This is a genomic window from Candidatus Paceibacterota bacterium (assembly GCA_041661265.1).
GTDB lineage: Bacteria > Patescibacteriota > Minisyncoccia > JAHIHE01 > JAGLIN01 > JBAZUT01.
In genome coordinates, this window is the sequence record JBAZUT010000002.1 from 41,718 (window position 1) to 64,543 (window position 22,826).

Here is a 22,826-nt window from a genome sequence, read left to right on the forward strand (position 1 = left end):
AGTTCCATGTTTCATAATCTTGTCGGGGCGGCGAGAATGTATTATGCATAATAAAAAAAACCGGAAATTGGTTTTTTCCAATCCGGTTTAATTAATAGGGAAACACCCTACCAAACTGCACCAACCGGCTATCAGCCAATTAGCAATTAGACCTATAATCAGGAAGGCAATAAAAAGCCAAAACAATTCCCAAAATGTGGGCATGGGGTAATAACCCACACCAGGTCTTGTATGAGGAGCTTCTTCGCGGCACCGACATTTACAATTATCCCTTGACATATCTACTCCTTCTTGTAATTTGTGCTTTGATAATGCTATTTTCAAATTCGATCCAGTTTAGATTATTATCTCTATTTTCAATGAACTTCATTTTGATTCCCCCTCTTCTTAATAATCCTATTAAGATTTTGTGTTTCAAATATACCACATTTCCGCTTTATGTCAATTACGGCAATTTTTATGAAACTCTATTTATTTTTCTAATTAAACTTATCCGCAAAGATAAAATGGTAATAGCATTCACAAAAAAACAGCCTTCAAAAGCCATTTTCTTATTGTCCCGTGTTTTACGTTTATTTTCGAATGTTGTAATTTTTCGACAGTCGTCTGATATTTACAACAATAATATCCCATCACACGTCCCAATCCTCATCTCGGCAAGCTGATCTTGAATTCCTGTTACAAGTTTTAAGTTATACGTTTTGAGTCTTTTCTGTCGGGGTGCCGAGATTCGAACTCGGAATCCCTTGGTCCCAAACCAAGTGCGATAGCCGTTACGCCACACCCCGGGGTCATATATTTATGTTAAGCAAGTACCTTCGGAACATTATCTGCAGTGTGATATAAGACATTACATCTATTTCTCAAATTTCCAATGTCTAATTTCAAATTTTTAATAAATGTCTAATGTTCTAATATCAAAATAATATTGAATCTCGCTTACCCATCAATTACTTTCTAATGATATATTAAAGCGAGAAAATGTCAATTATGAAAAGAGAAGGCATTATTTGCCTTGCTCATTCAATTGAAACTCCTTTTCTTTCTGCTCGATCTCTCTGTCAAATTCCCTTAGCAAGGCCACTGAAAGATCAAGTTGAGCATCCGCCGCGACAAAAGCCGCAAGCAAAGCCGCACCGGCAAATGTATAAACCGCCGTTTTGTATACACCAGTGAAATAATTCAAACCTATCGCGGCCGCCACAAGCAGCAAAAATACGCACATCAATTTCTTCACCGTAGTTCTTGTTTCCTTTTCTTTCGCCTTATATTCCAGACTTATCATGCAAACACCTCCGATCTATATTTGCAACTTTATATTATACACAAAATACTGAAATTGTCAATGAAAAAAGACCGCCATGGCGGCCTAGCCTCGAAGGAGCATTTTGCCCTTCATTCTCTCCATTGATACAGCTATTTCTTCCTCCATAAAACCCTCTTGCTTGAGTTTTTTTTCGATAGTTTCGATCCTGGGTTTCCTGCCTTTTTTTACGGCAGAATAAACTTTTAGAAGTCCTATGCATCTTCGGATCCTTGAGAGTTTTTCAAACTCTGCCGCGATACCGACAGCAGCGCCCGCCAAAAAAGGCTCCACTGATTCTTCTTTCACCAGCCTCCCGGCGATCTCTTCCATTCTTTCCCCTCTCGCAAGAGCTTCTCTGCACTTTCTGATCTGCATGTCTTGAGCATAGTTTAGCTTGCAATCGAAAAGATTGGACAGATCGCCCTTGAGCGTAAAAGGTATTTTCTTATGAAGATCGCTGAGGAACAGCTTTGTCGCGTTGCTTCCGAGAGACAAAAATCTTTCGTCATCCAAATTCCTTAGAAGGTCCGAAAGAGAAAACTCCCTCCCTGACTTCCGAATAATATATTCAGAAGATCTTTTTATTGCGTGATCCCAGTCGTCGCCCATGAATTCTTTTGATACCGTGATATTATTTTCCATTTTCTATCTGCCTCCGATCTTTCCATGTCTTTTTGAATGATCATTCATTCTATATTTTATGTTAGCTTAATTTCCGCTGATGTCAATATTCCCCTTTTTTATGCCGATCATTTTACTATTAACATATAATGCTATAAAATACAGCTATGGACGACTATGTGAAATTAGCCAAGAATGCCATAGAAACACACATAAGAACCGGAAAGATAATTGAAGTGCCCAAGGGCCTGCCGGAAGAGTTTTATAATGTGCAAAAGGGAGTATTTGTCACGATATATACGAAAAAAGACAACGGAAAAGAACTGCGCGGCTGCATAGGCACCTTCCGGCCGACAAAAGACTGCGTTGCGCAAGAGATCATCGATAACGCCATTTCCTCGGCCATACACGACTACAGGTTCAGCCGGATATCCGCGGACGAACTTTCGGATCTTGAATATGAAATCAGTCTTCTAAACCCTCCGGAAGCGATCGACTCGACCAAACGCCTTGATCCGATTAAATATGGCGTGATTGTAAAAAGCAAAGACGGAAGGACAGGACTTCTTCTCCCGGATATAGACGGCGTCGAAACCCCCGAACATCAGATCTCCATCGCCTGCCAAAAAGCAGGAATTGATCCGGGATCAGAAAAGATACACTTATACAGATTTACAGTTGAAAAACATAAATAGTAAATTTGATATTGAATATTGGATATTAAATCTAGGACTTACGCGTTTGCTTCTTTTTGTCATTCTGAATGAAGCGAAGCGTAATGAAGAATCCCGTTGAATAGCAATATTCTTTTTAATGGACGAGATCCTTCGACTGCGCCCTGCTGGGCTTCGCTCAGGATGACATCAAACGCGTAAGTCCTAAAATCTTAATATTCAATTTCCAATATCCAATATTTTATATTCGCATGAAAGACAAAATTATAATCGCAGATGTCATTCCAGCCGCCAAATTGCCGAAAGAAGTTTCGCAATTTTTTAGCTATGCGGTTCCCGCAGAGTTTGAAGGAAGGATCAAAAAAGGCTCGATCGTCAAAATACCCTTGCGCAAGAAAAATATCGCCGGGGTTGTTTTTGATCTTCACAAGAAAGATGCAACGGAGATAAAATATGCGTTAAAGGATATAAGCGGATTTTTCGAAGATTGCTCCGAGCTTCCGCCTCAGCTTATCGAGCTTTCGGAATATGTTTCATCATATTATCACTCGCCTATCAGCCTCATCATAAAAACGATACTTCCCGAAACCACGAAGAACAAGTCCCGGAAAGATGTGCATCTGAACGGAAACGTGCACATAGATGGAATACCGGAGGATAAACTGAAAGGGATACCTTCCGATTTGAAATCCAAAAACCTGCTGATCCATGATCAAGGCTCCGGACGGCATCGCCTGTACTTGGAGATCATAAGGAAGCTCAGGACGGAAAACGGACAAGCCCTTCTTCTGTTTCCTGAATATTTCGACATATATAATTTCTCTTCGTTCTATATAAACGCTCTTGGAAGGGAGAATGTTTCCATTCTCACAAGCGACATCACCGAAAATCTGTATTATCAGGAATGGAAAAAGGTCATGGACGGCAAAGCGAAGCTCGTGATAGGAACGCGCCAGGCGGTTTTCGCGCCATTCAAAGACCTGCGCCTCGTGATCGCAGACAGCGAACACAGCTCAAGCTACAAGCAATGGGACATGAATCCGAGATACAATGCGACGAATGTTTGTGATAAGCTTTCCTCGATCTGGAACGCAACTCTCGTGCTTTCCTCCCCGTCGCCTTCAATCGAAACTTTTTATAAAACAAAGAATGGAAACCTTGCCGCAATAAATATCGCGGAAAATTCTCCTGAAAAACAATACACTATCATCGACATGAAAATGGAACGTGAAAGAAAGAACTTTTCCGTTTTTTCGGAAAAATTGAAAGAGGATCTTTTGGACGCGATCTACAAGAGAAAACAGGCAGTGATATTCATACCGAAGTTGGGCCTTAATACGGTCACAAAATGCAAAGACTGCGAATATATGGCGCACTGCGAAGATTGCAAGACCCTTCTCTTGTCTTTCAAGGACAATCTCTATTGCTCGCACTGCAAGAAAAAATTCGACCTCATGAAGAAGTGCCCGAAATGCGGAGGTCAGAACATTTCATCTTTCGGCTATGCGATCGAAACGGTTGAAAAAGAGATCAGAAGCATGTTCTCGGATAAGAACATAAAGATATCCCGCCTCGACAGCACCACCGCGGAAAACAGATCGCGGCAGAAAAAGATCTATGAAGATTTTACAGAGGGTAAGATCGAAATTCTCATCGGTACTCAAATGGCGATCAAGAATTGGAATCTTGAGAATCTCTCCCTTGTTGCGATCCTGTTTCCCGAGATCTTCTTCAATCAGCCGGACTTCAGATCGCGAGAAAGGTCCTTTCAATTCCTTTTGGGCCTGAAGAACGAAGCAAGCGCATCGCGCCAGATCGTCATCCAGACATTCAATAAGGAAAACGACGCATTCCTGACGCTAGAGGGCGATAACATTATGGATTTCTATGAAAAAGAACTTCAATTCAGAAAAAGCGCATCGAAGATCGGATATCCCCCATTTTCAAGTCTTATAAAGCTCATATACAAAAATGAGGACAGGATCAGATGCAAAAAAGAAGCTTCGGAGCTTTTTGATTTGATCTATAAAAAAATAAACTCCGAAAAAGAGCTCAGCGATAATTTTGAAATCATCAGGCCTTATCCTGCGCAAAGCTTCAGAGAGCATGGCAAATTCAAATATTATATAGTGATAAAATGCGCTTCAGGCGACATCGCGAAAAGAGATATCGTTCTCAATGAAGTAAAAAAAGACTGGATCATTGATATTGATCCAGATAGCTTGCTATGAATCGCGATGCGATTCCTTTTTATTTTTTATAAAAATTCCGATCGCAGACAATGCCAGCGCCGCTGCGATGAATTCATAAGGAAATGGATTCATCGTAAGCATCGATGCGGCAAAAAATGCCAGTGCCGTCAGATACAGCCTCTTCTTCAGCGTCATTGGCCGCCTTCCTGGCCGGGAATATTCAGATCCTGATTCGAAGCATAGTTCATATAAACGTGAACATGCGATTTCCTGACCCTGTCGCTTGTCCGAAGATTCGAAAGCAATTCAAAATGCTTGTAAAATCTCTCATATCCTGGATAAAAAAAGAAGGTGTCCAAATATCTTACGATATTTTCTTTTTTTATGTTGAAATCTTTCATGAGATCATTCGGAATTATCGGTTCATCGTTTTCTTTCAGTCTTGCTATTTTTCCAAGATCTACCCCTGAGACTGCGTCTCTTCCGCTGAATATCGAAACCATCGAGAACATATCGATTATATCGATCTTATAGCCATTCGTGAATTCCCGCTTGTTGTCCAATATCCAGTCGAGTTTTCTCAGCACTTCCATCGGAGTAAAATCGCCTGCGAAAACTTTGTTGTGGTTTTGATGCATGAAATTGGGCATTGAGATCACGAGATCGAAATCCATTTCGACCGAAACGCTTTTCAGCTTGTTTATTTGCGATTTATCACGCCCGTTCTTTATATAGATCTTCACTTGCGAAGACAAGGTTTGCGGAACGAAATGATGGCATCCTGTCCTTTCGAGGCTGATCCCGACCTTTTGAAGCTTTTCGATATGCTTCAATGAAACGACATAGTACTTGATGTCTATATCATCCCTTTTTTCGACGTAATGTTCAATTTTTTCCGCCATTTCGGATCTGTTTCTGGAAACTATGATACACGCATAAAGGCGGTATCCATTTCTTGTAGAATTACCCTTTCCGTTTTCTTTCTTCAAGCAATTGCCTCCTTAATGTATATTTTAAAAGAACAGGAAACATCCTCCTTGTTCTTTTGTTTTCTGATAATAAAAACTTTTTTGTTTTATGTTTATATTCTACCATTAGATATGAAAAAGTCAAAACCGGCCGGAAATATCCGGCCGGCGCTTTGCGAGTTTGCATGAAACGTTCTATCTTTCCCTTTTTCCCGCAATAAATTCTTCCAGCATCTCTCTGGCTTTCGCATCGGTGTATTGTTTGTAGGGAAATTTCATGAAATATGCACTGGCGGATTCCAGGACTCCGCCCACGCCCCTGTCCAATGCCAGCTTTGCGCACCTTATGGCATCAACAGCCACTCCGGTCGCGACAGACTTGTCTTCAACGTCCAGCTTCACATCAAGGAAGATCGGAACTTCTCCGAACGACCTTCCCTCGATCCTGATATTTGCGATCTTCCTGCTCTTCAGCCATGGCACATAATCGCTGGGGCCGATATGGATATTATCGTCTTCCAGCCTCTCCGACATCTGACTCTGCACGGTCTCGGTTTTGCTGATCCTTTTGAACTTGAGCCTTGAATGTTCCAGCAGATTCAGGAAGTCGGTATTTCCTCCGAAGTTCAGCTGATACATTCTGTCCACTTTGCCTCCCCTTTCCTTGAAAAGATTCGCAAGCACTCTGCTAAGAATGGATGCGCCAAGCTGGCCCTTGTTGTCGTCTCCCATGATCGGAAGCCCCGCATCCTCGAATTTCTTGATCCAGCCGTCATCGGACGCTATGAATTCCGGAATAAAATTAATAAAAGCGCACTTGGCTTTTATGGCTGATTCCGCATAGAATCTTGATGCCTGAAAGCTTCCCACGGGAAGATAATTCAGGAGAATATCCACGTTGGCCTTTTTCAATTCCGACACTACATCGACATCTTTTTCTTTGGACACTTCAACCTTCGTTCCGAGATATTCGCCAATCCCGTCCAGCACGGGCGCTTTCTGCACCCTTATTCCCATCTCTTTGACATTCGCAATCCTGACGGTGTTTGTCGTATTCGGATCAAAGATGGCCCTGGACACATCCTTTCCGACCTTGTCCTTGTTTACGTCGAAAGCCGCCACGACCTTGATGTCGGAAATTTTATATCCGCCCAGATCAGGATGCATCAATCCGATATTTTTTTTCTTCTCTCTATAAAACTCAATGCCCTGAACGAGCATTGACGCGCAATTCCCCACCCCGGCTATTGCGATCCTGATCTCTCTTTTGTCTTTCTGTTTTTTTGTTTTTGTTTTCATATTATTTTATATAAAATATTGATTAGCCGCTGGAATAATTATACATCAAAGTAATTTATGGAACAAACGGATCACTTATGCACAGCCAATTTCATAAAATGTATTGACTATATATTATTTTTCAGTAAAATGATGAAAGCACCTTAAATCGGCTTTACAAAATTAAAGCATTTTCGGTGTCAGAAAAGATACAAAAAGAGGAAATAACATGGCAAGAAATTTTACAGACGAAGAAGAAACAGATAGACAAAAGAGAAACATATTTAGGTGTGCTCTATCGCACATCAGTGCGATCATTGTCGCGGCTGATGGTACGATGGGAGCTTTTATACACAAAGCATTCACTGGAAACAGTAATCCACCGCTGTATATTTCCTAAAGTGCGATATCTTTTCGGGAGGGGTCCAAAAAGACCTCCTCCTCAACTATTTTTTTTATCAACGGCATGCGCTGTTTTTTTTGTTCGCCTTTGCCGGATAGTTCAGACATAAATACGGATGATATAAACAAAAGAAATAGCCCCGCAATGCCTCGGCTGAACAAGACGGGTTCGGGAAGAATTCCGCCGAGGCACCGCGAATGAACTCGCGGTGTTTCATTCATGAAAGAAATATTGCTTATTGATTGATAATAAGATAGTATTAAAAAGAACTAAATATATACACAAACTATGAGAATCACGTCTTTATTATTCGCATTTCTGACCGTCTTCTCGCTTTTTATCGGAAACGGCGCCTCGGCCCAGCAAACCCCTGAGGCGCAAAAAACGCGGGTTGTATATTTTTATTCCGTCGATTGCCCGAAATGCCAGATCATAAAACCTTTCCTTGAGCAGGTCAAGAAAGATTATGCCGGCAGAATCGAGTTCCTTGAACATGACGTAAAGGAAAAAGAGGAATGCAGACAGCTTTTCTATAATTTCATACAAAAATATAACGTCCCGGATAAAGAAGCGGGAACCCCTATTGTTTTTGTCGGAAATAAATATTTCGCAGGACCTTCGGATATCGAAAATGGCCTTAATAACAAATTAGAGGAAGTGCTCAACAGTAAAGAAGATCTGCTTTTTGACTGCCATGAATTTCTGGACAAATGGCCGAATGTCCAGAAAATAGATTTTCTGGGCGGCGGCGGAGGCGGAGAAGTCTGCGGGATCGATTCTGAATTCTGCCCTATACAAAATAACGGCGCTCAGAAAAAAGTATCCCTGGCCATGATCGTCACGACCGCCGCAATAGACTCGATCAATCCTTGCGCCATTGCCGTGCTTATTTTCTTGATTACCATTCTTGTCTCACTAAAAGCGACAAAAAAACGCATGGTCGTGATAGGTCTTTTCTATATAGGAGCAGTTTTTGTGACATACTATCTTGCGGGACTTGGAATAATGAGGATAATAACCCAGTTCAGCATTGCAAAAGAGATCGGTACTATTGCCGGATTGATCGTGCTCTTTGCAGGCTTTCTTGAAATAAAAGAAGGGCTGTTCCCCGCCGGAAAACAGCTCCTTCGCATTCCGGAAAACACAAAACCTATCTTCTCAAAGTTCCTGAAAAAAGGCACGATACCGTCAGTGATCATTGCCGGGATCCTGGTTTCGGCCTTCGAGCTGCCATGTACCGGCCAGGTCTATCTTGCGATCCTAAGCATGCTGAGCGGCGAAGAACTTCAGGCGCAAGGCTATTTCTATCTCTTTATCTATAATCTGATCTTCGTCCTCCCGCTCCTGGTCATCCTGCTTATTGCCGCCTGGGGTTTTGACATCAAAAAAATGGACAGCATGAGAAAGAACACCAGAATGCATATAAAACTTGCCATGGGAATTATCATGATAGTTTTGGGATTATTCCTGCTCTTCCAGGACAAGTTCTATTCCATGCTCGGGATATGAAAAAAAAGAGAAATCAGCAGATCGCGTTTCTCTTCGGGTTCGTCCATATGGCGAAGTATGTGGTAATGATATACGACGCTGGAACTGCAAATAATATAGGCCATACTAACATCAAAACAGATGCAAAATCTCTCGCATAAAAAGCTGTCAGTATGCCTATAAGCGAAATTGCAAAAGTCATTGAGTTTATGGAATTCAATCCGCACAGACAGTGTTTCACAGCTGCAACGAATGTCTGTATAAGCAGAAACACAGTCGCGATAGCGAAAAACATCATTGCCATCGATATCGTTATCGTTTCAAAGCCCGCATTATATGCAAATCCGACAATAACATATGTTATTGCAAGCAGTATTGCAAAATATTTGGCCAGTCCATACTTCGATTCAAAAAACAATTTGATTTCTTGTATTTTACTCATTTTATCCCTCTCTCGGATTCATATACTAACCAAGCTGTATTTTAAGCTTAGCAAAACATAGTATCACATATTCACACAATTGTCAACAGATAATTATTTTATGCATGCCGAGTGCGGAGAAAATCCCCCGCCCTCAGCCTCCTCTTTCGAAGAAAACCAGACTTTATTTTCTTCCTTTATTTTCAAGGCGGAGCTGCAGCTTGGAACGTGGAATATTTTGCTGTTTTTGCTTGCTACATAGGCCTTGACCTTGTTTTGGGACGATGTTACAGTACTATCCGGCTTGACGCTTTCCCCGGAAACAGCTGTCGCATTTTGCACTATTCCCGCATTGAACAGATCTTCACAATCAGCGCTTGGCTCTTCGACGGAAACTCCTCTCTCGCCGATACGATCCAACAAATAATAGTATCCCGAAAAGAATCCGAACATGAAAACCATCGCAAAACCGAACAATGAGATGATCGCTTCCCTGTTATTCTTGAAATATTCGGAGATGTCCATATTACCTGATTATTACATTTTTTATTTTTCGGCATCGTCATATCGCCGGATCGGCTTTGAGCAATATAACAATATAACAATCTATCTATGAAATATATATTTTTCCTGGGGCGCATCGGGGAACTTTCCTTTGCCGAAATTCATGCTATGTTTTTGAAATATCGGATCCCGTACAAGATCAGCCATCTTTCGAATAAGATACTTATAGCAGATGCGGAAAATGCGATCAATGCGCCTGATATGCTCGTGCAGATGGGCGGAACCATCAAGATCTCGGAATATCTGGGAGAATTTGACGATTTTGAAGCTTCGATCGTTTCGATAAGGTCCGTCATAGACGCCCTGTTCGAGACGAGAGCCGCCAAAAAGAATATAGGGTATAATATATATTTTAATGCAAGTGCCGAAAAAGATAAAGTTCGCGCTATAACGGACCGCATAAATGACCATTTTTCCGGCCTGAAGAAAGAGCTTGGCAAAGAATCAAGCATGCGCATAGTATATCCGGACAGAACCGGAGAAATAAGCAGCGTCTCCATAATAAAAAATAAACTGCTGGCGAAAGGCGTGCTATTTGATCTCATATTCCTTCCCGATCGGGTCATACTGTCAAAAATTTCCGCCATACAGGATATCGAAAGCTATTCCCAGCGGGACTACAACCGGCCGAACCGCGACGCAAAAGTTGGAATGACTCCGCCGAAGCTCGCGCAGATCATGATCAACCTTGCCGGGCTCAAAGACGGAGACACCGTCTATGATCCGTTCTGCGGAGTCGGAACGATCATGCAGGAAGCCCTCCTCAATGATTATCGCGCCATCGGCAGCGATGCGAATTCCGCGCAGGTCGAGAATTGCAAAAAGAATCTCGGCTGGATCTCAAAAAAGTATGTCCTCAAATATCCGGATTACAAGATCTTCCAGTCCGACAGCGCCCATGCTTATAAAAAGTTAAGGGAAAATTCCGTCAATGCGATAATCACCGAGACCACGCTTGGACCGATCTATAACAAAGCGCCTAATAATCAGGAAATGAACCAGAATTTCAGGCAGATCGAAAAGATCTATCTCAGATTCTTCCAGAATTCAAAGATGATCCTTCGGAATAAGGCGAGAATCGTATTTACGGTGCCGGCCTATCAGATAAAGCCTGATAAATATGTTCTGGCTCCATTTATTGACAATATTGAAAAAATAGGATATTCTATTGTAAGCCTTGCGGATAAGAAGTTATTCTCCGCAAGTACAAGGATCACGGACAGAAATACCATCATTTACTCCAGGCCCGACCAGATCGTGGCCAGAGAAATAATCATGTTCGAAAAGAAATAACTGACATAATTATAATTTTTAAACCATGGCACATAAGAAAGCGGGCGGTACAGCGTCCAACCTGAAAGACAGCAAGCCAAAGTATTTGGGCGTAAAGATATTCGGAAATCAGGCTGTAAAAAAAGGTAACATTATCATAAGACAAAGAGGTTTCAAATACAGGCCGGGAAAGGGTGTTCTGCACGGAAAAGACCACACTATCTTCGCCATAATGGACGGATTTGTGAAATTCACTGAAAAGAAGATCGTGAACTTTGATGGAAACAGAAAAAAGGTCAATTTCGTAAGCGTTGTGAAAGACAGAGTTTCCACGACCAACAAGAAATAGATATTGCATCCTCAAGATAAAAACAGGACTTGGTCCTGTTTTTCGATGTCAAAATCAAAAAAATAGTCTCGAACTTGAGGATCGAGACCTGTTTTATTTTCTGAACTAGAGCTTTTTCGCTTTATTTTTTTTCGGATTTTCAGAGATCATTTGATTATCTCTTTTGCGACCTCTTGGTCGTATTTTTTCAGCTCCGCATCAAGAACCGCCTTTACCGAAGGATCGAATGTGTTGTTGTGATAGATCATCCTGGCGCCATCAATGGTCTCCGACGCAATGATAATGGATGCGGCGAGAAATTTTCCCGCCTTTTCGATCCTCACGGATCTGTTGCTTATGATCTCTTCGAGCTCCGGCCTTTCCTTCAGCGAGCTCCATCTGACGACCATCCCTCCTTGATAAAGAGAATCTATCTGGGTGACGGCAACCATGGTAGTTCCGTGGGGATTGAATCCCAGTTGATATTTGAAATCGTCCAGATAAAGCGCAATTACATATGCCAGCTCGGGCGGATAGCTCAGGAGAAGCATGGCAGTATCCACAAAATGCGCCGGATGATGATCCTTGCTCAGCAGCCCCGTCATTGCCGCTATTCTCTTGGCCTCCGTTTCCTTCACGATCTTCAGCTGATTAGACTGTTCGCTGGCCCTGTGAACCGCCTTATTTCTGAGCTCCAGGATTTTTTTGTTCAACGGCTCTTTTTTATTGCCGAATATCATATCTTTTATTCCCATTCTTTTCACCTCTATTGTAAAGAACTTTTCTTCACTGAAAGTAAACTAGCATAATTTCCATAAAATATCAAACACGCGCGCATAAAAAAATCCCGCTGAATTTTTCAGCAGGAATTGTATGGTATATATTTTCCACACTAGCCGGATATCCACGTCATTCGAGGCCTTCGCGCGCCCTGTTCGTTTATTTTCCCATTATCTGACCCTCCGTTTTGAGTCAAAAATATTTGTCTTCCGCCTTTTTGTTTGCCTATTCCATATCCGTAGTGCGCCGGTTCAAAGAGTTCACTCTCCAATCTTCCGGATATTGTCAGACCGATAAAGAGCCTTCCGTCGCTCCCGATATATTGAGCGATCCCACACCCCTCAGGAGCAATAATGTTCATGCCTTTTGGCCCGGCCTTATCGCCCGTCGTCATTATCGTACAGCCTGCTTCCAGAAGCAGATCTTCAAAGCTTTTTGCTTCCTCTTTGCCCGACTCGTCACCGGCTGCGTCATTGTTCAATGCAGTTTCTTTACCACTGAGACAGATTTCTCTTCCATTCATGAATATCCGGGTCTTTTCTTTGTCCGATCCATGGATCTCATTTTCATTTGAACCGGTTTCACCTTCGTCGTTTTCGCATTCTGTGCCCTTCTTTGTCCCCTTTTCTATCTCTTCCATTTTCCTTTCAGCCTTCTCAAGACTTGGTTTTTCTTGCCTTGAAAGCAGAACCTCCAAAACAGGCCACATGATCGAATCGATCTTGGGATATCCGTCAAGCTTGATGCTCCGGTCATTGTCCTCGCATCTTCCTGTGGCAAAGAGATATATCACCTTTCCCAGTTCATGCAATCCCTCTTCGAGGCTTGTTGCTGTTTCTCTGGATCCGAGATCGATCTCTTCAGTCAAAATATCCTGCTTCTGGAATATATAGTATTTTCCCTCTTCGGCTGCTTTTCCATACATCAAGAAAAGCCTCTCAAACGACTTTAGTAGCTCCTCGTCTTTCTCTTTTCCGATCTTTATCATATCTTCGCTTCCTCCTTTTTCTTTGTGAGCATGATCAATACATTGATTTCAAGGTGCTTTCCTTTGAAGTCCCTCTCTGCCGTGCTGTTTATCTTAAACAGTATGGCGGAAAGAGAGGCAATGCCGGCTATTGTCGTTCAATAAGCGGGATTGCCGATGTTTAACTGATTACTAAGAACCAGCATTTTGACTTATCGCACACAGATACTATTCGTTTATCTTTTAGCTTTTCTTTCAGTTCACCTATGCCCTCTCCGCAAATATGTGATCCTTCCGGTGAGTACACCGTTTCTTTGTCATATTCATCTATAAACCCATTTTTCATAAGCGTTTCGCCACTTGAACAAAGCATATTCACAAGAGATGCTTCTGCATAATATTTCCAGCTGCAATGCTCGGAATCTATAGTTGCCAATCCTTTGTTCAACCAAACAGACACCTCATCCAGATATTTTCCGGCATCTCTTCCGGCTATTTTTTTTCCTGTTTCAATATTAGACAAGATAACCGCATGGCCATAAACTACTTGGACCACTTTATATCCGAATTCTTTTAATGGAAATCGGGCATATGGCTTATCAGGGCTTCCTATGTGTATCTCGTCCCCGCCCTCCTTCGCCTTTGAGAATATATTTGTTCCTTCCGGAGCAAGAACGATCATGGATCCCGCTTCTATTCTCTTATTGGCGTCCTCTTCTCCTTCTTCCACTATATGCACAGTGCAGCCTTCGTCCAGCAGCAAGTCCTTCAAACTTTTTGCCTGTTTTATATTCTTGTCTGCGCCATCATGGACTTCTGTTATGCTCTTCTCAATTTCTTCAATGCTCGGAGCGTTTCCCTTCGAAAGCATTATCTGAAGTATCGGCCACATCATCGAATCGATCTTGGGATATCCGTCAAGCTTGATGCTCGGGTCGTTGTATTCCCAGATGCCGGTTGCGGCATAATAGATCACTCTTGCGAGTTCTCTCAGGCCTTCTTCCTCGCTTGATAGCGTTTCTCTTCCTTCAAGAGATATGCCTTCCGCCACGATATCTTGGGGCAGGATCTTGTAATAGTTGCCTGCCTTGGCTCCTTTTTTGTACAGTTCAAGAAGCTCCCTCAGCGCTGCAAAATAACCCTTATCTGTCTTTTCTTCGATCTTTATCATATCTTCGCTTCCTCCTTTTTCCTTGTAAGCATGATCAATACATTGATTTCAAGGTGCTTTCCTTTGAAGTCCCTCTCTGCCATGCTGTTTATCTTAAACAGTATGGCGGAAAGAGAGGCAATCGGTCATCGTTTTTTTTCGATGGAATAATTGCCAAACATTTTATTCTTATTCGTAAACTTCTTTCAGGTACCACCTATTGGCGACTTTATCTTCTATAGATTCAATATCTCTATTGATGTTCTCCAACATAAATTTAAGCCTCTCTAATCCATGATTTTCTTTCGCTTTCTTATAGTTGAATTCTATTTTATCCAAACTCACTTTATGGATAAATCCCGCCTCGTCGCTTCCATGGTATATTGGAGTATTCATGTTAATCAGACATGTCGTCGGATCGAACAACCAGGTCCACTCACGAGAAAATATATAAGGCTCGCTTCCTTTTCGCGGCATTTTACTATTTCGATATTCGGTATTTATCCATTCAATTATTTCATTTATAAACCTTGCTCCATTTCTTATTTTTCTCCTTTCTTTTATTATTTCCGTCTCTACCTTTTCAATTGTCGGCTTTTCTTCATTTGAAAGTAAGATTTTTAGCATTGGCCAGGAAATTGATTTTATCGGGATATAGCCATCTAGTTTAATACTGGGACAATTATGTTCCCAATATCCGGTAATTTCAAAATATATCAGCTTTCCTAAGTTTTTTAATCCCTCCTCCACACTCTCTGCCCTATTTCTGCGCCGATAATTCGCAATGGTCGAAATGAAATCTTCCGGTTTTCTTCTAAAATTGCTATGAAAAGGATCATCCGGCGAAAAAAGATACGCGGATTCCGGATCCCAATCGGCGCCATCATATTTAGTTTTTTCTGCAAGATTAATCTTTTTCGTAAAAATATCTTCCCGCAAAAACAAAGGATATATCCCTTTTTCAGTTCCTTCACTAAACACTCTAAATAGACTCTTCAATGCGACATGAATTCGCTCGTCATCTTTGTTTTCAATTTTCTTCACCACTGACTCCTCCTTCTTTTCAGATAAATATTCGCTATTTTGATTTTAAGGTACTTTCCTATGAGTCCCTCGCTGTCATACTGTTCAGTCAAACAGTATGACGGAAAGAGAGGCAATTCCGTAAGTCTACTTTGCAACAAACGGAATTGCCGATTTTTTTAGCACACTTTCAGATACCAAGACCCTGTATTATCCGTTATGGATATGGCCTTTTTGCCACTTAATTCGCTCTTCAGCTTTTCAAGGCCCATGATAAAACTTTTTGTATCGGTATATATCCAGAACCTGTTCCAGTCTTTCCCTATCTCCGCCACATCGCTTATGTCTATGAGTCCGTGCATTTGAAGAAAACCGATTCCGACTGAATTCCCCGGAAGCATCTTGAAAAGAGTATGATCTTCTTCCATGGACATCCAAACATATTTGCCCGACCCGAGTGACACCGATTCTTCATAATGCTGCACAAGCCCTATAGCCGCCTGCAGAAGACTGTCGGCACCTGTCATGAAACAGCCTTTCTCGATCAGTAGATCCCATATGCTCTTTGTCTGCGTTCCGGTTATCTTCTCTACCGATACTTTTATGGGTGTACTTGTCACGCCATCCGCATCCTTGATCTTTTTTTCGATCTCTTTGATATCAGGCGGCTTGTCCTTCGAAAGCATCATCTCCAGAACAGGCCACATCATCGAATCGATCTTGGGATATCCGTCGAGCTTGATGCTCGGGTCATTGTATTCCCAGATGCCGGTTGCGGCATAATAGATCACTCTTGCGAGTTCTCTCAGGCCTTCTTCCTCGCTTGATAGCGTTTCTCTTCCTTCAAAAGATATGCCTTCCGCCATGATATCTTGGGGCAGGATCTTGTAATACATGCCTTCCTTGGCTCCTTTTTTGTACAGTTCAAGAAGCTCCCTCAGCGCTGCAAAATAACCCTTATCTGTCTTTTCTTCGATCTTTATCATATCTTCACTTCCTCCTTTTTCCTTGTAAGCATGATCAATACATTGATTTCAAGGTGCTTTCCTTTGAAGTCCCTCGCTGTCATGCTGTTTATCTTAAACAGCATGGCGGAAAGAGAGGCAATTCCGGCTATTGTCTTTCAATAAGCGGGATTGCCAAATATTATTTTCACTGGATCAGATTATCCGTACAGCCGTGCGAACGCCATATTTTTCATCAGTGTTTGACATCAGATGACTCACATGCATGTACACAAGACGGCTATTTTCGTGAAATCCCAAAGAATAAACGGAATCAGGCGAGTTTTTTCCGACAATACCCAAAATATATGGAGTATGCATACCGCCGATATGGGCATCTATCAATTCATTCGTGTTTTCCAGATGGATAATAGCAAGAGTGATCTGGTCCTCTGCGGATATTCCATCTTCTCCCTGATATGCGTCTGCCAAAAGAGATCCTAAATATCTCTTTGGACTCATCCCGCACTCAAGCTGCTTTCGTCCGCCAATAGTCTGACCGCCGCCCTTTGCCGGAAGGCACGCAAGATCCTCAACCAGAAGAACATTGAATGCGGAGCCGCTTGCCAATAACTCTTTTTTGGTTTTATTGGAACCGCCTCTTTGGCGATAGCTCACATTGCCATTCATATCCGCTTCTCTTTCAGTGCTCCAGATAAGAATCGGCTTTTCTGAATCAATATATAGTTTCCGGTTCTGTTCATCGTGATTTTGTTTGGCTCCGAACAATATTTCATTTGCGTCATGCCGCAGGATCAATCTCCCGAATATCTCGACAAGATCGTTGAATTTCATGCCAAATGGAACGATCAGCAATTTGTTGAATCCCTGATCCCACTTAAACTTGAAAAAATCCCCGTTTTCTTTTATCATATCCGCTATTTCTTCAAATTCCGGGAAAGAGTATTCCTTTCCATCTATGCCCTTTATGCCCGATTCTCCGTTTGAGAGTATTCTGATCACTCCCGTCTTTCGGAATATTTCCTTTTGGTTCTCATATTGCCGTTTCAGCTCTTCATAGCCGAACTCCGTAGTCTTTACAGACGTTTCTTCAGTTATTCTCTTTTGCGTCAGCTCATTTAATATTTTTTCCGCTGCTTTAAGATTTGGAGATTCTCTCCTTGAAAGCAACAGTTCGAGTATCGGCCACATGATCGAATCGATCTTGGGATATCCGTCAAGCTTGATGCTCCGGTCATTGTCCTCGCATCTTCCTGTGGCAAAGAGATATATCACCTTTCCCAGTTCATGCAATCCCTCTTCGAGGCTTGTTGCTGTTTCTCTGGATCCGAGATCGATCTCTTCAGTCAAAATATCCTGCTTCTGGAATATATAGTATTTTCCCTCTTCGGCTGCTTTTCCATACATCAAGAAAAGCCTCTCAAACGACTTTAGTAGCTCCTCGTCTTTCTCTTTTCCGATCTTTATCATATCTTCGCTTCCTCCTTTTTCTTTGTGAGCATGATCAATACATTGATTTCAAGGTGCTTTCCTTTGAAGTCCCTCTCTGCCGTGCTGTTTATCTTAAACAGTATGGCGGAAAGAGAGGCAATGCCGGCTGCATTATTTGCAGAACAAATTGCCTGATATGTAATTTACAGCACTCTTAGGAACCAGCCATTTTTTGATCCGTCATATACGGATTCTACGCGCCTGCCTTTCAGCTTTTCCCTTAATTCTCCTATTTTCTTTCCGGAAAAAGCGCTGACGCTCCATGTGAATAGCTCCGTCCATGGGACATGCACCCTGCTCTTCTTGTCCACCAATCCGGCCTCTTTGAACGGGTTGATATTCTTGACATCAAGATAAACCAAACCTTTTTTAGGATGATATTTCCAATGCAGCTGTTTAATATCTTCTGTCCAGATTATAATCTCCAGATCATCCAGAAATTTTCCAGCCTCTGTTCCTATCTGCATGTCGCGAGGCGCAATTCGTTTCAGATAGCATTTCTTCGAGCTTCCTGATCCGTTTGCACTATATCCATATTTTTTCGGCTCATATAGCTCTTCTCCGATCAGCTCTCCATATTTTTCCAGCGCTATCAATTGCCTGCCATCACTGCCGACGTAATGAGCTATTCTGCATGCATTCGGTGCAATAACGATCAGATCGTCACCGTCCATTTCGATCTCACATCCCTCGCCAATAAGAAGATCTTCCAGCGATACTGCTTTTTTTTCTTCGACCTGTTTTTCGGTTACATCATTGGAATTGCCTGAATCTTTCTCGGCCTCGATTATCTTTGTCTCAATGTCCGGTTCAATTTTCCGCAAACGGATTTCATTTCCGCTTTCTCCGCTTATCTTATATCCATGCTGCATTAATGGATAGATGGCATATGTTTCATTGTCTGGTCTTGTAAATAAGATCTCATGCCCCGCATCTTTATACTGTCCGGACACTTTATTACCCACGGGTGGAACAACGATAACATCTGCCGCCCTTATATCCCGATGCGGATCTTCCTCTCCCGCTTTAACATTCGATAAAGTACAACCCTCTTGTAACAACAGGCATATAAGCCTTTCCGATTGTTCTTTGCCGGTTTCCTTAACATTCAACGTCTCTGTGTCCTTCTTCTGTTCATCTTTGGTTTTGTTTTGACCGCCTTCTATTTGCCTGATCTCTGTCTCAACCATCTCAATACTTGGCATCGCTCCGCCTCTGGAAAGCATAATTTCGAGCACCGGCCAGAAGAACACTTTGATCGGCGGATATCCATCAAGCTTGATGCTCGGGTCGTTGTATTCCCAATTTCCGGTCATGGCATAATAGATAGCCTTTCCAAGTTCTCTCAGGCCTTCTTCCTCGCTTGATAGCGTTTCTCTTCCTTCAAGAGATATGCTTTCTGCCACGATATCTTGGGGCAGGATCCTGTAATAGTTGCCTTCCTTGGCTCCTTTTTTGTACAGTTCAAGAAGCTCCCTCAGCGCTGCAAAATAACCCTTATCTGTCTTTTCATCGATCTTTATCATATCTTCACTTCCTCCTTTTTCTTTGTGAGCATGATCAATACATTGATTTCAAGGTGCTTTCCTTTGAAGCCCCTCTCTGCCATGCTGTTTATCTTAAACAGTATGGCGGAAAGAGAGGCAATTCCGGCTATTGTCTTTCAATAAGCGGGATTGCCAAAATGTTTTTATTCGCAAATCCTTAAATACCAGTTTTCCTCATTTTCATCATATACCGACACTATGCGCCTGCCATTCAATATTTTTTTCAAATCGTATATGTCACAGGATTTATCGGCGTTCGCCGGAAATGATATTTTTTCCGTCACATCGATAAACCCGCCATCCCTGAAAATATTCGCATCTCCTCTTGCATGCATGTCCACCAGACAACTTTTGACATCATATGACCATTTCCAGTCAACTTCGTCCTTGAATCCTGTACGCTCTCGCATCCATGCAAAAACCTTGTCAAGAAATTCCCCGGCATCTCTTGTTTCTATACTTGCATAGTGAAAGCACACAGGATATATCATCTTTCTGGCTTCCATCACCGTTTCTTCAAAAACACTTTCATCCAAACCGCCGAACATCAGGACAAGCTCTTTCAACAGCTGTTCTTTGTTCTTTTTTCCGCCTTCTGCCGTCTTTTCGCCCCTACCTTTTTTTTCCCCGGCCTCTTTTATTTTCTCTTCTATTCTGTCGATGTCCGGAGCCTCTTGCCTGGACAGCATCATTTCCAGAACAGGCCACATCATCGAATCGATCTTGGGATATCCGTCGAGCTTGATGCTCCGGTCGTTGTCTTCGCAAATTCCGGTGACTGCGCGATAGGCGATCTTTCCCAATTCATGCAATCCGTCTTCAATGCTTGCTGCAGTTTGCCTGGATCCGGGATCGATCCTCTTCGCCACAAAATCTTCCGGTAAGAATTTATAATATTTCCCGTCTTTGGCTCCGTTTTTATACAACTCAAACAAATTCTTGAGCGATCTGAATATTTCATCATCCGTCTTCTTTTCGGTCATTATCCTGCCTCCTCAAATTCATTCCTCGCATACTCGCAAATACCAATTGCCCCTTCTGTCCAGCACGGACAGAACTTTTTTTCCTTTCAGCTCCTCTTTTAACCCGTTCATACCATAGGCGAAGCCTTCTATCGAATAGTATGCCCTGCCTGTTACCGTCGTGATATTCTTGAATTCAACCGCTTCTTTTTCATCTATGAAACCGCCATTTTCGAATAATGCAACGCCTGCATGATCATTCGGTATCATTTTTATGAGATTCTTTTCTCTGTTGGAAGCCCATAATATCATGCCCGTCACATTATCAAATTTCAGTTCTCTCGCATATGCCTTCGCAAAATTTATCACTTCATCGATGAATTTTTCCGCATCTCTTTGGGCTGATCGGTCATGTCCGGCCTCAATCCTTCTCAGATGGACTTCGTTTCCGTGATATTTGTTTCTTATTTTGTAGCCGAATTCTTTTAACAGGTATTCATAAAATATCCTATCCGGCCTTTCTATGCGGATCCTTACTCCATCATCTTTGCATAAAGCAAGTATTTTGCATCCTTCCGGCGCGATCACGATCAAGTCGCCCGCCTTGATGTCCTTGCTTGGATTCTTGCTTTCTTGCCTTAATGTCAGCACGGTACAGCCTATGTTGATCAATATACCCTTCAGGTCTTTTGTTTGCGCTATATTCGACCACTTTCCGGATATCTCAGCTTCGGATCCCCTTGCCCCCGTGTCAGCTTGAGCCGACCCGAATATTTCTTCGATCCTTCCGATGCTTGGCGCTTCTGCCTTTGAAAGCAGAACCTCAAGCGCGGGCCAAAAGAATATCTTGATAGGCGGATAGCCGTCTATCTTGATGCTTGGATCGTTGTGCTCCCAGGTACCGGTCGCATAAAAATAGATCGCTTTCCCAAGCTCTCTAAGCCCCTCTTCGGCGCTTGCTGCGGTTTTTCTGGATGCGAAAGAAATATTCTCTGCCAGAACATCATCCTGCAGAAATAAGTAATATCTTCCCTCCCCAGCTTCTCTCGCATACAGTTCAAAAAGTTTCTTGAACGATTTGAACAGTTCTTCGTCCGTTTTCTTTCCGATCTTCATCATCTCTGTTTCCTCCTTCTTCTTCCATGAACAAAACTGATACTTTTGATTTCAAGGTGCTTTCCAAAAAGTCCCTCGCTGTCATGCTGTTTGGTTGAACAGTATGACGGAAAGAGAGGCAATACCGCTTGTTTTTTTCACAAAAGGGATTGCCGATATTTATTCAGCAAACTTTCAAAAACCATCCATTATTCGATCCATCATATACAGATAATATGCGCTTGCCCCAAAGCTTTTCTTCCAATTCGCTGACGCTTTTTCCCGTATCTGAAAATAAGCCCCAGGAAACTATATTCAGCAAAGAAACTTTCACTCTTTCTTTTTTGTCAATGAATCCGGCTTCTGTCAGCCCCTTGGTGTCCTTAAACTCGATATATACCAAAGCTTTTTTGGCATTATATGTCCAATACAGGTCTCCTTTGAATCCCCGTTGCCCCCACAGAAATAATTCCAGATCATGCAGGAACTCTTTTGCGTCCCAAGTTTGAAGTTTGTGCAAACGGATCTCCTTTTCGTTGATCTCTTCTGATATTTCGTACTCGTCTCCTCCAACATAATATTCAACATTTGTCCCATTTGATCTAAAGATAATTATTCCAATCCCATGGATCGAAACCAATTTGAATATTTTTCCTCCGCTAGGAGCCAGCACGCTCAGGTCTTCCTCCGCATTGCTTCTTCTCGGATGATCTTTTCCTTTTATAGCATTTATCCGGCACCCTTCATTGGTCAAAAAATATGTCAAGGCATTATTCGGCACTTTTCTGGTTTTATTTTCAAGCACCGGCTCGACTATTTTTTCCTCTTTGCCCGTTTCTCCGTCTATAACCTTCTCTGTTTCAACGGGAGCTATTTCGTCTTCTTTTGCGCCCTTTTCAATTTCTTTTATCTTTGCCTCGATATCATCAACGCCCTGTATTTTTGTTTTCGAAAAAATGATCTCCAGAACAGGCCACATCATCGAATCGATCTTGGGATATCCGTCGAGCTTGATGCTCCGGTCGTTGTATTCCCAGATGCCGGTTGCGGCATAATAGATCACTCTTGCGAGTTCTCTCAGGCCTTCTTCCTCGCTTGATAGCGTTTCTCTTCCTTCAAGAGATATGCCTTCCGCCACGATATCTTGGGGCAGGATCTTGTAATAGTTGCCTGCCTTGGCTCCTTTTTTGTACAGTTCAAGAAGCTCCCTCAGCGCTGCAAAATAACCCTTATCTGTCTTTTCTTCGATCTTTATCATATCTTCGCTTCCTCCTTTTTCCTTGTAAGCATGATCAATACATTGATTTCAAGGTGCTTTCCTTTGAAGTCCC

At 42.3% G+C, this 22,826-nt stretch carries 22 protein-coding genes and 1 tRNA gene; 5 read left to right on the plus strand and 18 right to left on the minus strand.

The window, feature by feature from the left end; genetic code table 11:
* Positions 1-715: 715 nt before the first annotated feature.
* From WC788_01690 to WC788_01700, 3 genes are all read right to left on the minus strand, one after another.
* Positions 716-788: transfer RNA gene (locus WC788_01690), tRNA-Pro, on the minus strand.
* A 218-nt stretch (positions 789-1,006) separates the two neighbouring features.
* Positions 1,007-1,285 (minus strand): hypothetical protein, encoded by a 279-nt coding sequence (locus WC788_01695; protein ID MFA6096322.1) that lies wholly within the window; start codon positions 1,283-1,285, stop codon positions 1,007-1,009.
* An 84-nt stretch (positions 1,286-1,369) separates the two neighbouring features.
* A complete protein-coding gene (locus WC788_01700; GenBank protein ID MFA6096323.1) occupies positions 1,370-1,948 on the minus strand; it encodes a hypothetical protein in 579 nt (192 codons plus the stop codon).
* A gap of 146 nt (positions 1,949-2,094) precedes the next feature.
* Here WC788_01700 and amrA point away from each other — a divergent pair, with 146 nt between their 5' ends.
* Positions 2,095-2,622: an AmmeMemoRadiSam system protein A gene (amrA, locus tag WC788_01705; protein MFA6096324.1), complete on the plus strand. Its 528-nt coding sequence runs from the start codon at positions 2,095-2,097 to the stop codon at positions 2,620-2,622.
* A 230-nt stretch (positions 2,623-2,852) separates the two neighbouring features.
* Positions 2,853-4,832, plus strand: a complete 1,980-nt coding sequence (gene priA / locus WC788_01710) for a primosomal protein N' (GenBank protein MFA6096325.1) — start codon at positions 2,853-2,855, stop codon at positions 4,830-4,832.
* Here priA and WC788_01715 read toward each other — a convergent pair.
* The 3 genes from WC788_01715 to WC788_01725 all read right to left on the minus strand — a co-directional run bounded on the left by WC788_01715 (position 4,827) and on the right by WC788_01725 (position 7,060).
* The gene (locus WC788_01715; GenBank protein ID MFA6096326.1) at positions 4,827-4,988 is read right to left on the minus strand and encodes a hypothetical protein; all 162 of its coding nucleotides are present in this window, start codon (positions 4,986-4,988) and stop codon (positions 4,827-4,829) included. The genes priA and WC788_01715 overlap by 6 nt on opposite strands.
* Positions 4,985-5,782 carry a hypothetical protein gene (locus WC788_01720; GenBank protein MFA6096327.1) on the minus strand — a complete coding sequence of 266 codons (798 nt, stop codon included), beginning with the start codon at positions 5,780-5,782 and terminating at the stop codon, positions 4,985-4,987. Before WC788_01720 ends, WC788_01715 begins: the two co-directional genes overlap by 4 nt.
* Before the next feature lie 174 nt (positions 5,783-5,956).
* Positions 5,957-7,060, minus strand: coding sequence for an inositol-3-phosphate synthase (locus WC788_01725; GenBank protein ID MFA6096328.1), 1,104 nt, complete (start codon positions 7,058-7,060; stop codon positions 5,957-5,959).
* 670 nt (positions 7,061-7,730) lie between these two features.
* Between WC788_01725 and WC788_01730 the strand changes: the two genes are divergently transcribed.
* Complete coding sequence (locus tag WC788_01730; protein ID MFA6096329.1) at positions 7,731-8,951, plus strand: cytochrome c biogenesis protein CcdA; 1,221 nt, start codon at positions 7,731-7,733, stop codon at positions 8,949-8,951.
* 13 nt (positions 8,952-8,964) lie between these two features.
* On the opposite strand, the gene WC788_01735 is transcribed toward WC788_01730, so the two are convergent.
* Positions 8,965-9,372, minus strand: a complete 408-nt coding sequence (locus WC788_01735) for a hypothetical protein (protein ID MFA6096330.1) — start codon at positions 9,370-9,372, stop codon at positions 8,965-8,967.
* 93 nt (positions 9,373-9,465) lie between these two features.
* Positions 9,466-9,876, minus strand: coding sequence for an Ada metal-binding domain-containing protein (locus WC788_01740; protein ID MFA6096331.1), 411 nt, complete (start codon positions 9,874-9,876; stop codon positions 9,466-9,468).
* An 87-nt stretch (positions 9,877-9,963) separates the two neighbouring features.
* On the opposite strand from WC788_01740, the gene WC788_01745 reads away from it, so the two are divergent.
* Positions 9,964-11,208 (plus strand): DNA methyltransferase, encoded by a 1,245-nt coding sequence (locus WC788_01745; protein MFA6096332.1) that lies wholly within the window; start codon positions 9,964-9,966, stop codon positions 11,206-11,208.
* A gap of 25 nt (positions 11,209-11,233) precedes the next feature.
* Positions 11,234-11,536 (plus strand): 50S ribosomal protein L27, encoded by a 303-nt coding sequence (locus tag WC788_01750; protein ID MFA6096333.1) that lies wholly within the window; start codon positions 11,234-11,236, stop codon positions 11,534-11,536.
* A 146-nt stretch (positions 11,537-11,682) separates the two neighbouring features.
* Here the strand turns inward: WC788_01750 and WC788_01755 are convergent, their stop codons facing one another.
* The 10 genes from WC788_01755 to WC788_01800 all read right to left on the minus strand — a co-directional run bounded on the left by WC788_01755 (position 11,683) and on the right by WC788_01800 (position 22,753).
* Positions 11,683-12,270, minus strand: coding sequence for a hypothetical protein (locus WC788_01755; protein MFA6096334.1), 588 nt, complete (start codon positions 12,268-12,270; stop codon positions 11,683-11,685).
* A 137-nt stretch (positions 12,271-12,407) separates the two neighbouring features.
* A complete protein-coding gene (locus WC788_01760) occupies positions 12,408-13,283 on the minus strand; it encodes a hypothetical protein (protein ID MFA6096335.1) in 876 nt (291 codons plus the stop codon).
* 160 nt (positions 13,284-13,443) lie between these two features.
* Entirely contained in the window at positions 13,444-14,433 is a 990-nt protein-coding gene (locus WC788_01765; protein ID MFA6096336.1) for a hypothetical protein, read from the minus strand.
* Positions 14,434-14,601: 168 nt separating this feature from the next.
* Positions 14,602-15,456 (minus strand): hypothetical protein, encoded by an 855-nt coding sequence (locus tag WC788_01770; protein ID MFA6096337.1) that lies wholly within the window; start codon positions 15,454-15,456, stop codon positions 14,602-14,604.
* Between the two features lie 158 nt (positions 15,457-15,614).
* On the minus strand, positions 15,615-16,421 hold the full coding sequence (locus WC788_01775; GenBank protein MFA6096338.1) for a hypothetical protein: 807 nt from the start codon (positions 16,419-16,421) through the stop codon (positions 15,615-15,617).
* Between the two features lie 174 nt (positions 16,422-16,595).
* Positions 16,596-17,870: a hypothetical protein gene (locus WC788_01780; protein ID MFA6096339.1), complete on the minus strand. Its 1,275-nt coding sequence runs from the start codon at positions 17,868-17,870 to the stop codon at positions 16,596-16,598.
* A gap of 164 nt (positions 17,871-18,034) precedes the next feature.
* Complete coding sequence (locus tag WC788_01785; GenBank protein MFA6096340.1) at positions 18,035-19,417, minus strand: hypothetical protein; 1,383 nt, start codon at positions 19,415-19,417, stop codon at positions 18,035-18,037.
* Positions 19,418-19,581: 164 nt separating this feature from the next.
* On the minus strand, positions 19,582-20,421 hold the full coding sequence (locus WC788_01790; protein MFA6096341.1) for a hypothetical protein: 840 nt from the start codon (positions 20,419-20,421) through the stop codon (positions 19,582-19,584).
* A gap of 18 nt (positions 20,422-20,439) precedes the next feature.
* A complete protein-coding gene (locus WC788_01795) occupies positions 20,440-21,519 on the minus strand; it encodes a hypothetical protein (protein MFA6096342.1) in 1,080 nt (359 codons plus the stop codon).
* Positions 21,520-21,679: 160 nt separating this feature from the next.
* Complete coding sequence (locus WC788_01800) at positions 21,680-22,753, minus strand: hypothetical protein (protein ID MFA6096343.1); 1,074 nt, start codon at positions 22,751-22,753, stop codon at positions 21,680-21,682.
* Positions 22,754-22,826 lie beyond the last annotated feature (73 nt).

What these genes read in the sequence shown, in the direction of transcription:
- WC788_01695 (MFA6096322.1), bottom strand. Translation starts at nt 1,285, where the DNA reads ATGATAAGTCTGGAATATAAGGCGAAAGAAAAGGAAACAAGAACTACG.
- WC788_01700 (MFA6096323.1), bottom strand. Translation starts at nt 1,948, where the DNA reads ATGGAAAATAATATCACGGTATCAAAAGAATTCATGGGCGACGACTGG.
- amrA (MFA6096324.1), top strand. Translation starts at nt 2,095, where the DNA reads ATGGACGACTATGTGAAATTAGCCAAGAATGCCATAGAAACACACATA.
- priA (MFA6096325.1), top strand. Translation starts at nt 2,853, where the DNA reads ATGAAAGACAAAATTATAATCGCAGATGTCATTCCAGCCGCCAAATTG.
- WC788_01715 (MFA6096326.1), bottom strand. Translation starts at nt 4,988, where the DNA reads ATGACGCTGAAGAAGAGGCTGTATCTGACGGCACTGGCATTTTTTGCC.
- WC788_01725 (MFA6096328.1), bottom strand. Translation starts at nt 7,060, where the DNA reads ATGAAAACAAAAACAAAAAAACAGAAAGACAAAAGAGAGATCAGGATC.
- WC788_01730 (MFA6096329.1), top strand. Translation starts at nt 7,731, where the DNA reads ATGAGAATCACGTCTTTATTATTCGCATTTCTGACCGTCTTCTCGCTT.
- WC788_01735 (MFA6096330.1), bottom strand. Translation starts at nt 9,372, where the DNA reads ATGAGTAAAATACAAGAAATCAAATTGTTTTTTGAATCGAAGTATGGA.
- WC788_01740 (MFA6096331.1), bottom strand. Translation starts at nt 9,876, where the DNA reads ATGGACATCTCCGAATATTTCAAGAATAACAGGGAAGCGATCATCTCA.
- WC788_01745 (MFA6096332.1), top strand. Translation starts at nt 9,964, where the DNA reads ATGAAATATATATTTTTCCTGGGGCGCATCGGGGAACTTTCCTTTGCC.
- WC788_01750 (MFA6096333.1), top strand. Translation starts at nt 11,234, where the DNA reads ATGGCACATAAGAAAGCGGGCGGTACAGCGTCCAACCTGAAAGACAGC.
- WC788_01755 (MFA6096334.1), bottom strand. Translation starts at nt 12,270, where the DNA reads ATGGGAATAAAAGATATGATATTCGGCAATAAAAAAGAGCCGTTGAAC.
- WC788_01760 (MFA6096335.1), bottom strand. Translation starts at nt 13,283, where the DNA reads ATGATAAAGATCGGAAAAGAGAAAGACGAGGAGCTACTAAAGTCGTTT.
- WC788_01765 (MFA6096336.1), bottom strand. Translation starts at nt 14,433, where the DNA reads ATGATAAAGATCGAAGAAAAGACAGATAAGGGTTATTTTGCAGCGCTG.
- WC788_01775 (MFA6096338.1), bottom strand. Translation starts at nt 16,421, where the DNA reads ATGATAAAGATCGAAGAAAAGACAGATAAGGGTTATTTTGCAGCGCTG.
- WC788_01780 (MFA6096339.1), bottom strand. Translation starts at nt 17,870, where the DNA reads ATGATAAAGATCGGAAAAGAGAAAGACGAGGAGCTACTAAAGTCGTTT.
- WC788_01785 (MFA6096340.1), bottom strand. Translation starts at nt 19,417, where the DNA reads ATGATAAAGATCGATGAAAAGACAGATAAGGGTTATTTTGCAGCGCTG.
- WC788_01790 (MFA6096341.1), bottom strand. Translation starts at nt 20,421, where the DNA reads ATGACCGAAAAGAAGACGGATGATGAAATATTCAGATCGCTCAAGAAT.
- WC788_01795 (MFA6096342.1), bottom strand. Translation starts at nt 21,519, where the DNA reads ATGATGAAGATCGGAAAGAAAACGGACGAAGAACTGTTCAAATCGTTC.
- WC788_01800 (MFA6096343.1), bottom strand. Translation starts at nt 22,753, where the DNA reads ATGATAAAGATCGAAGAAAAGACAGATAAGGGTTATTTTGCAGCGCTG.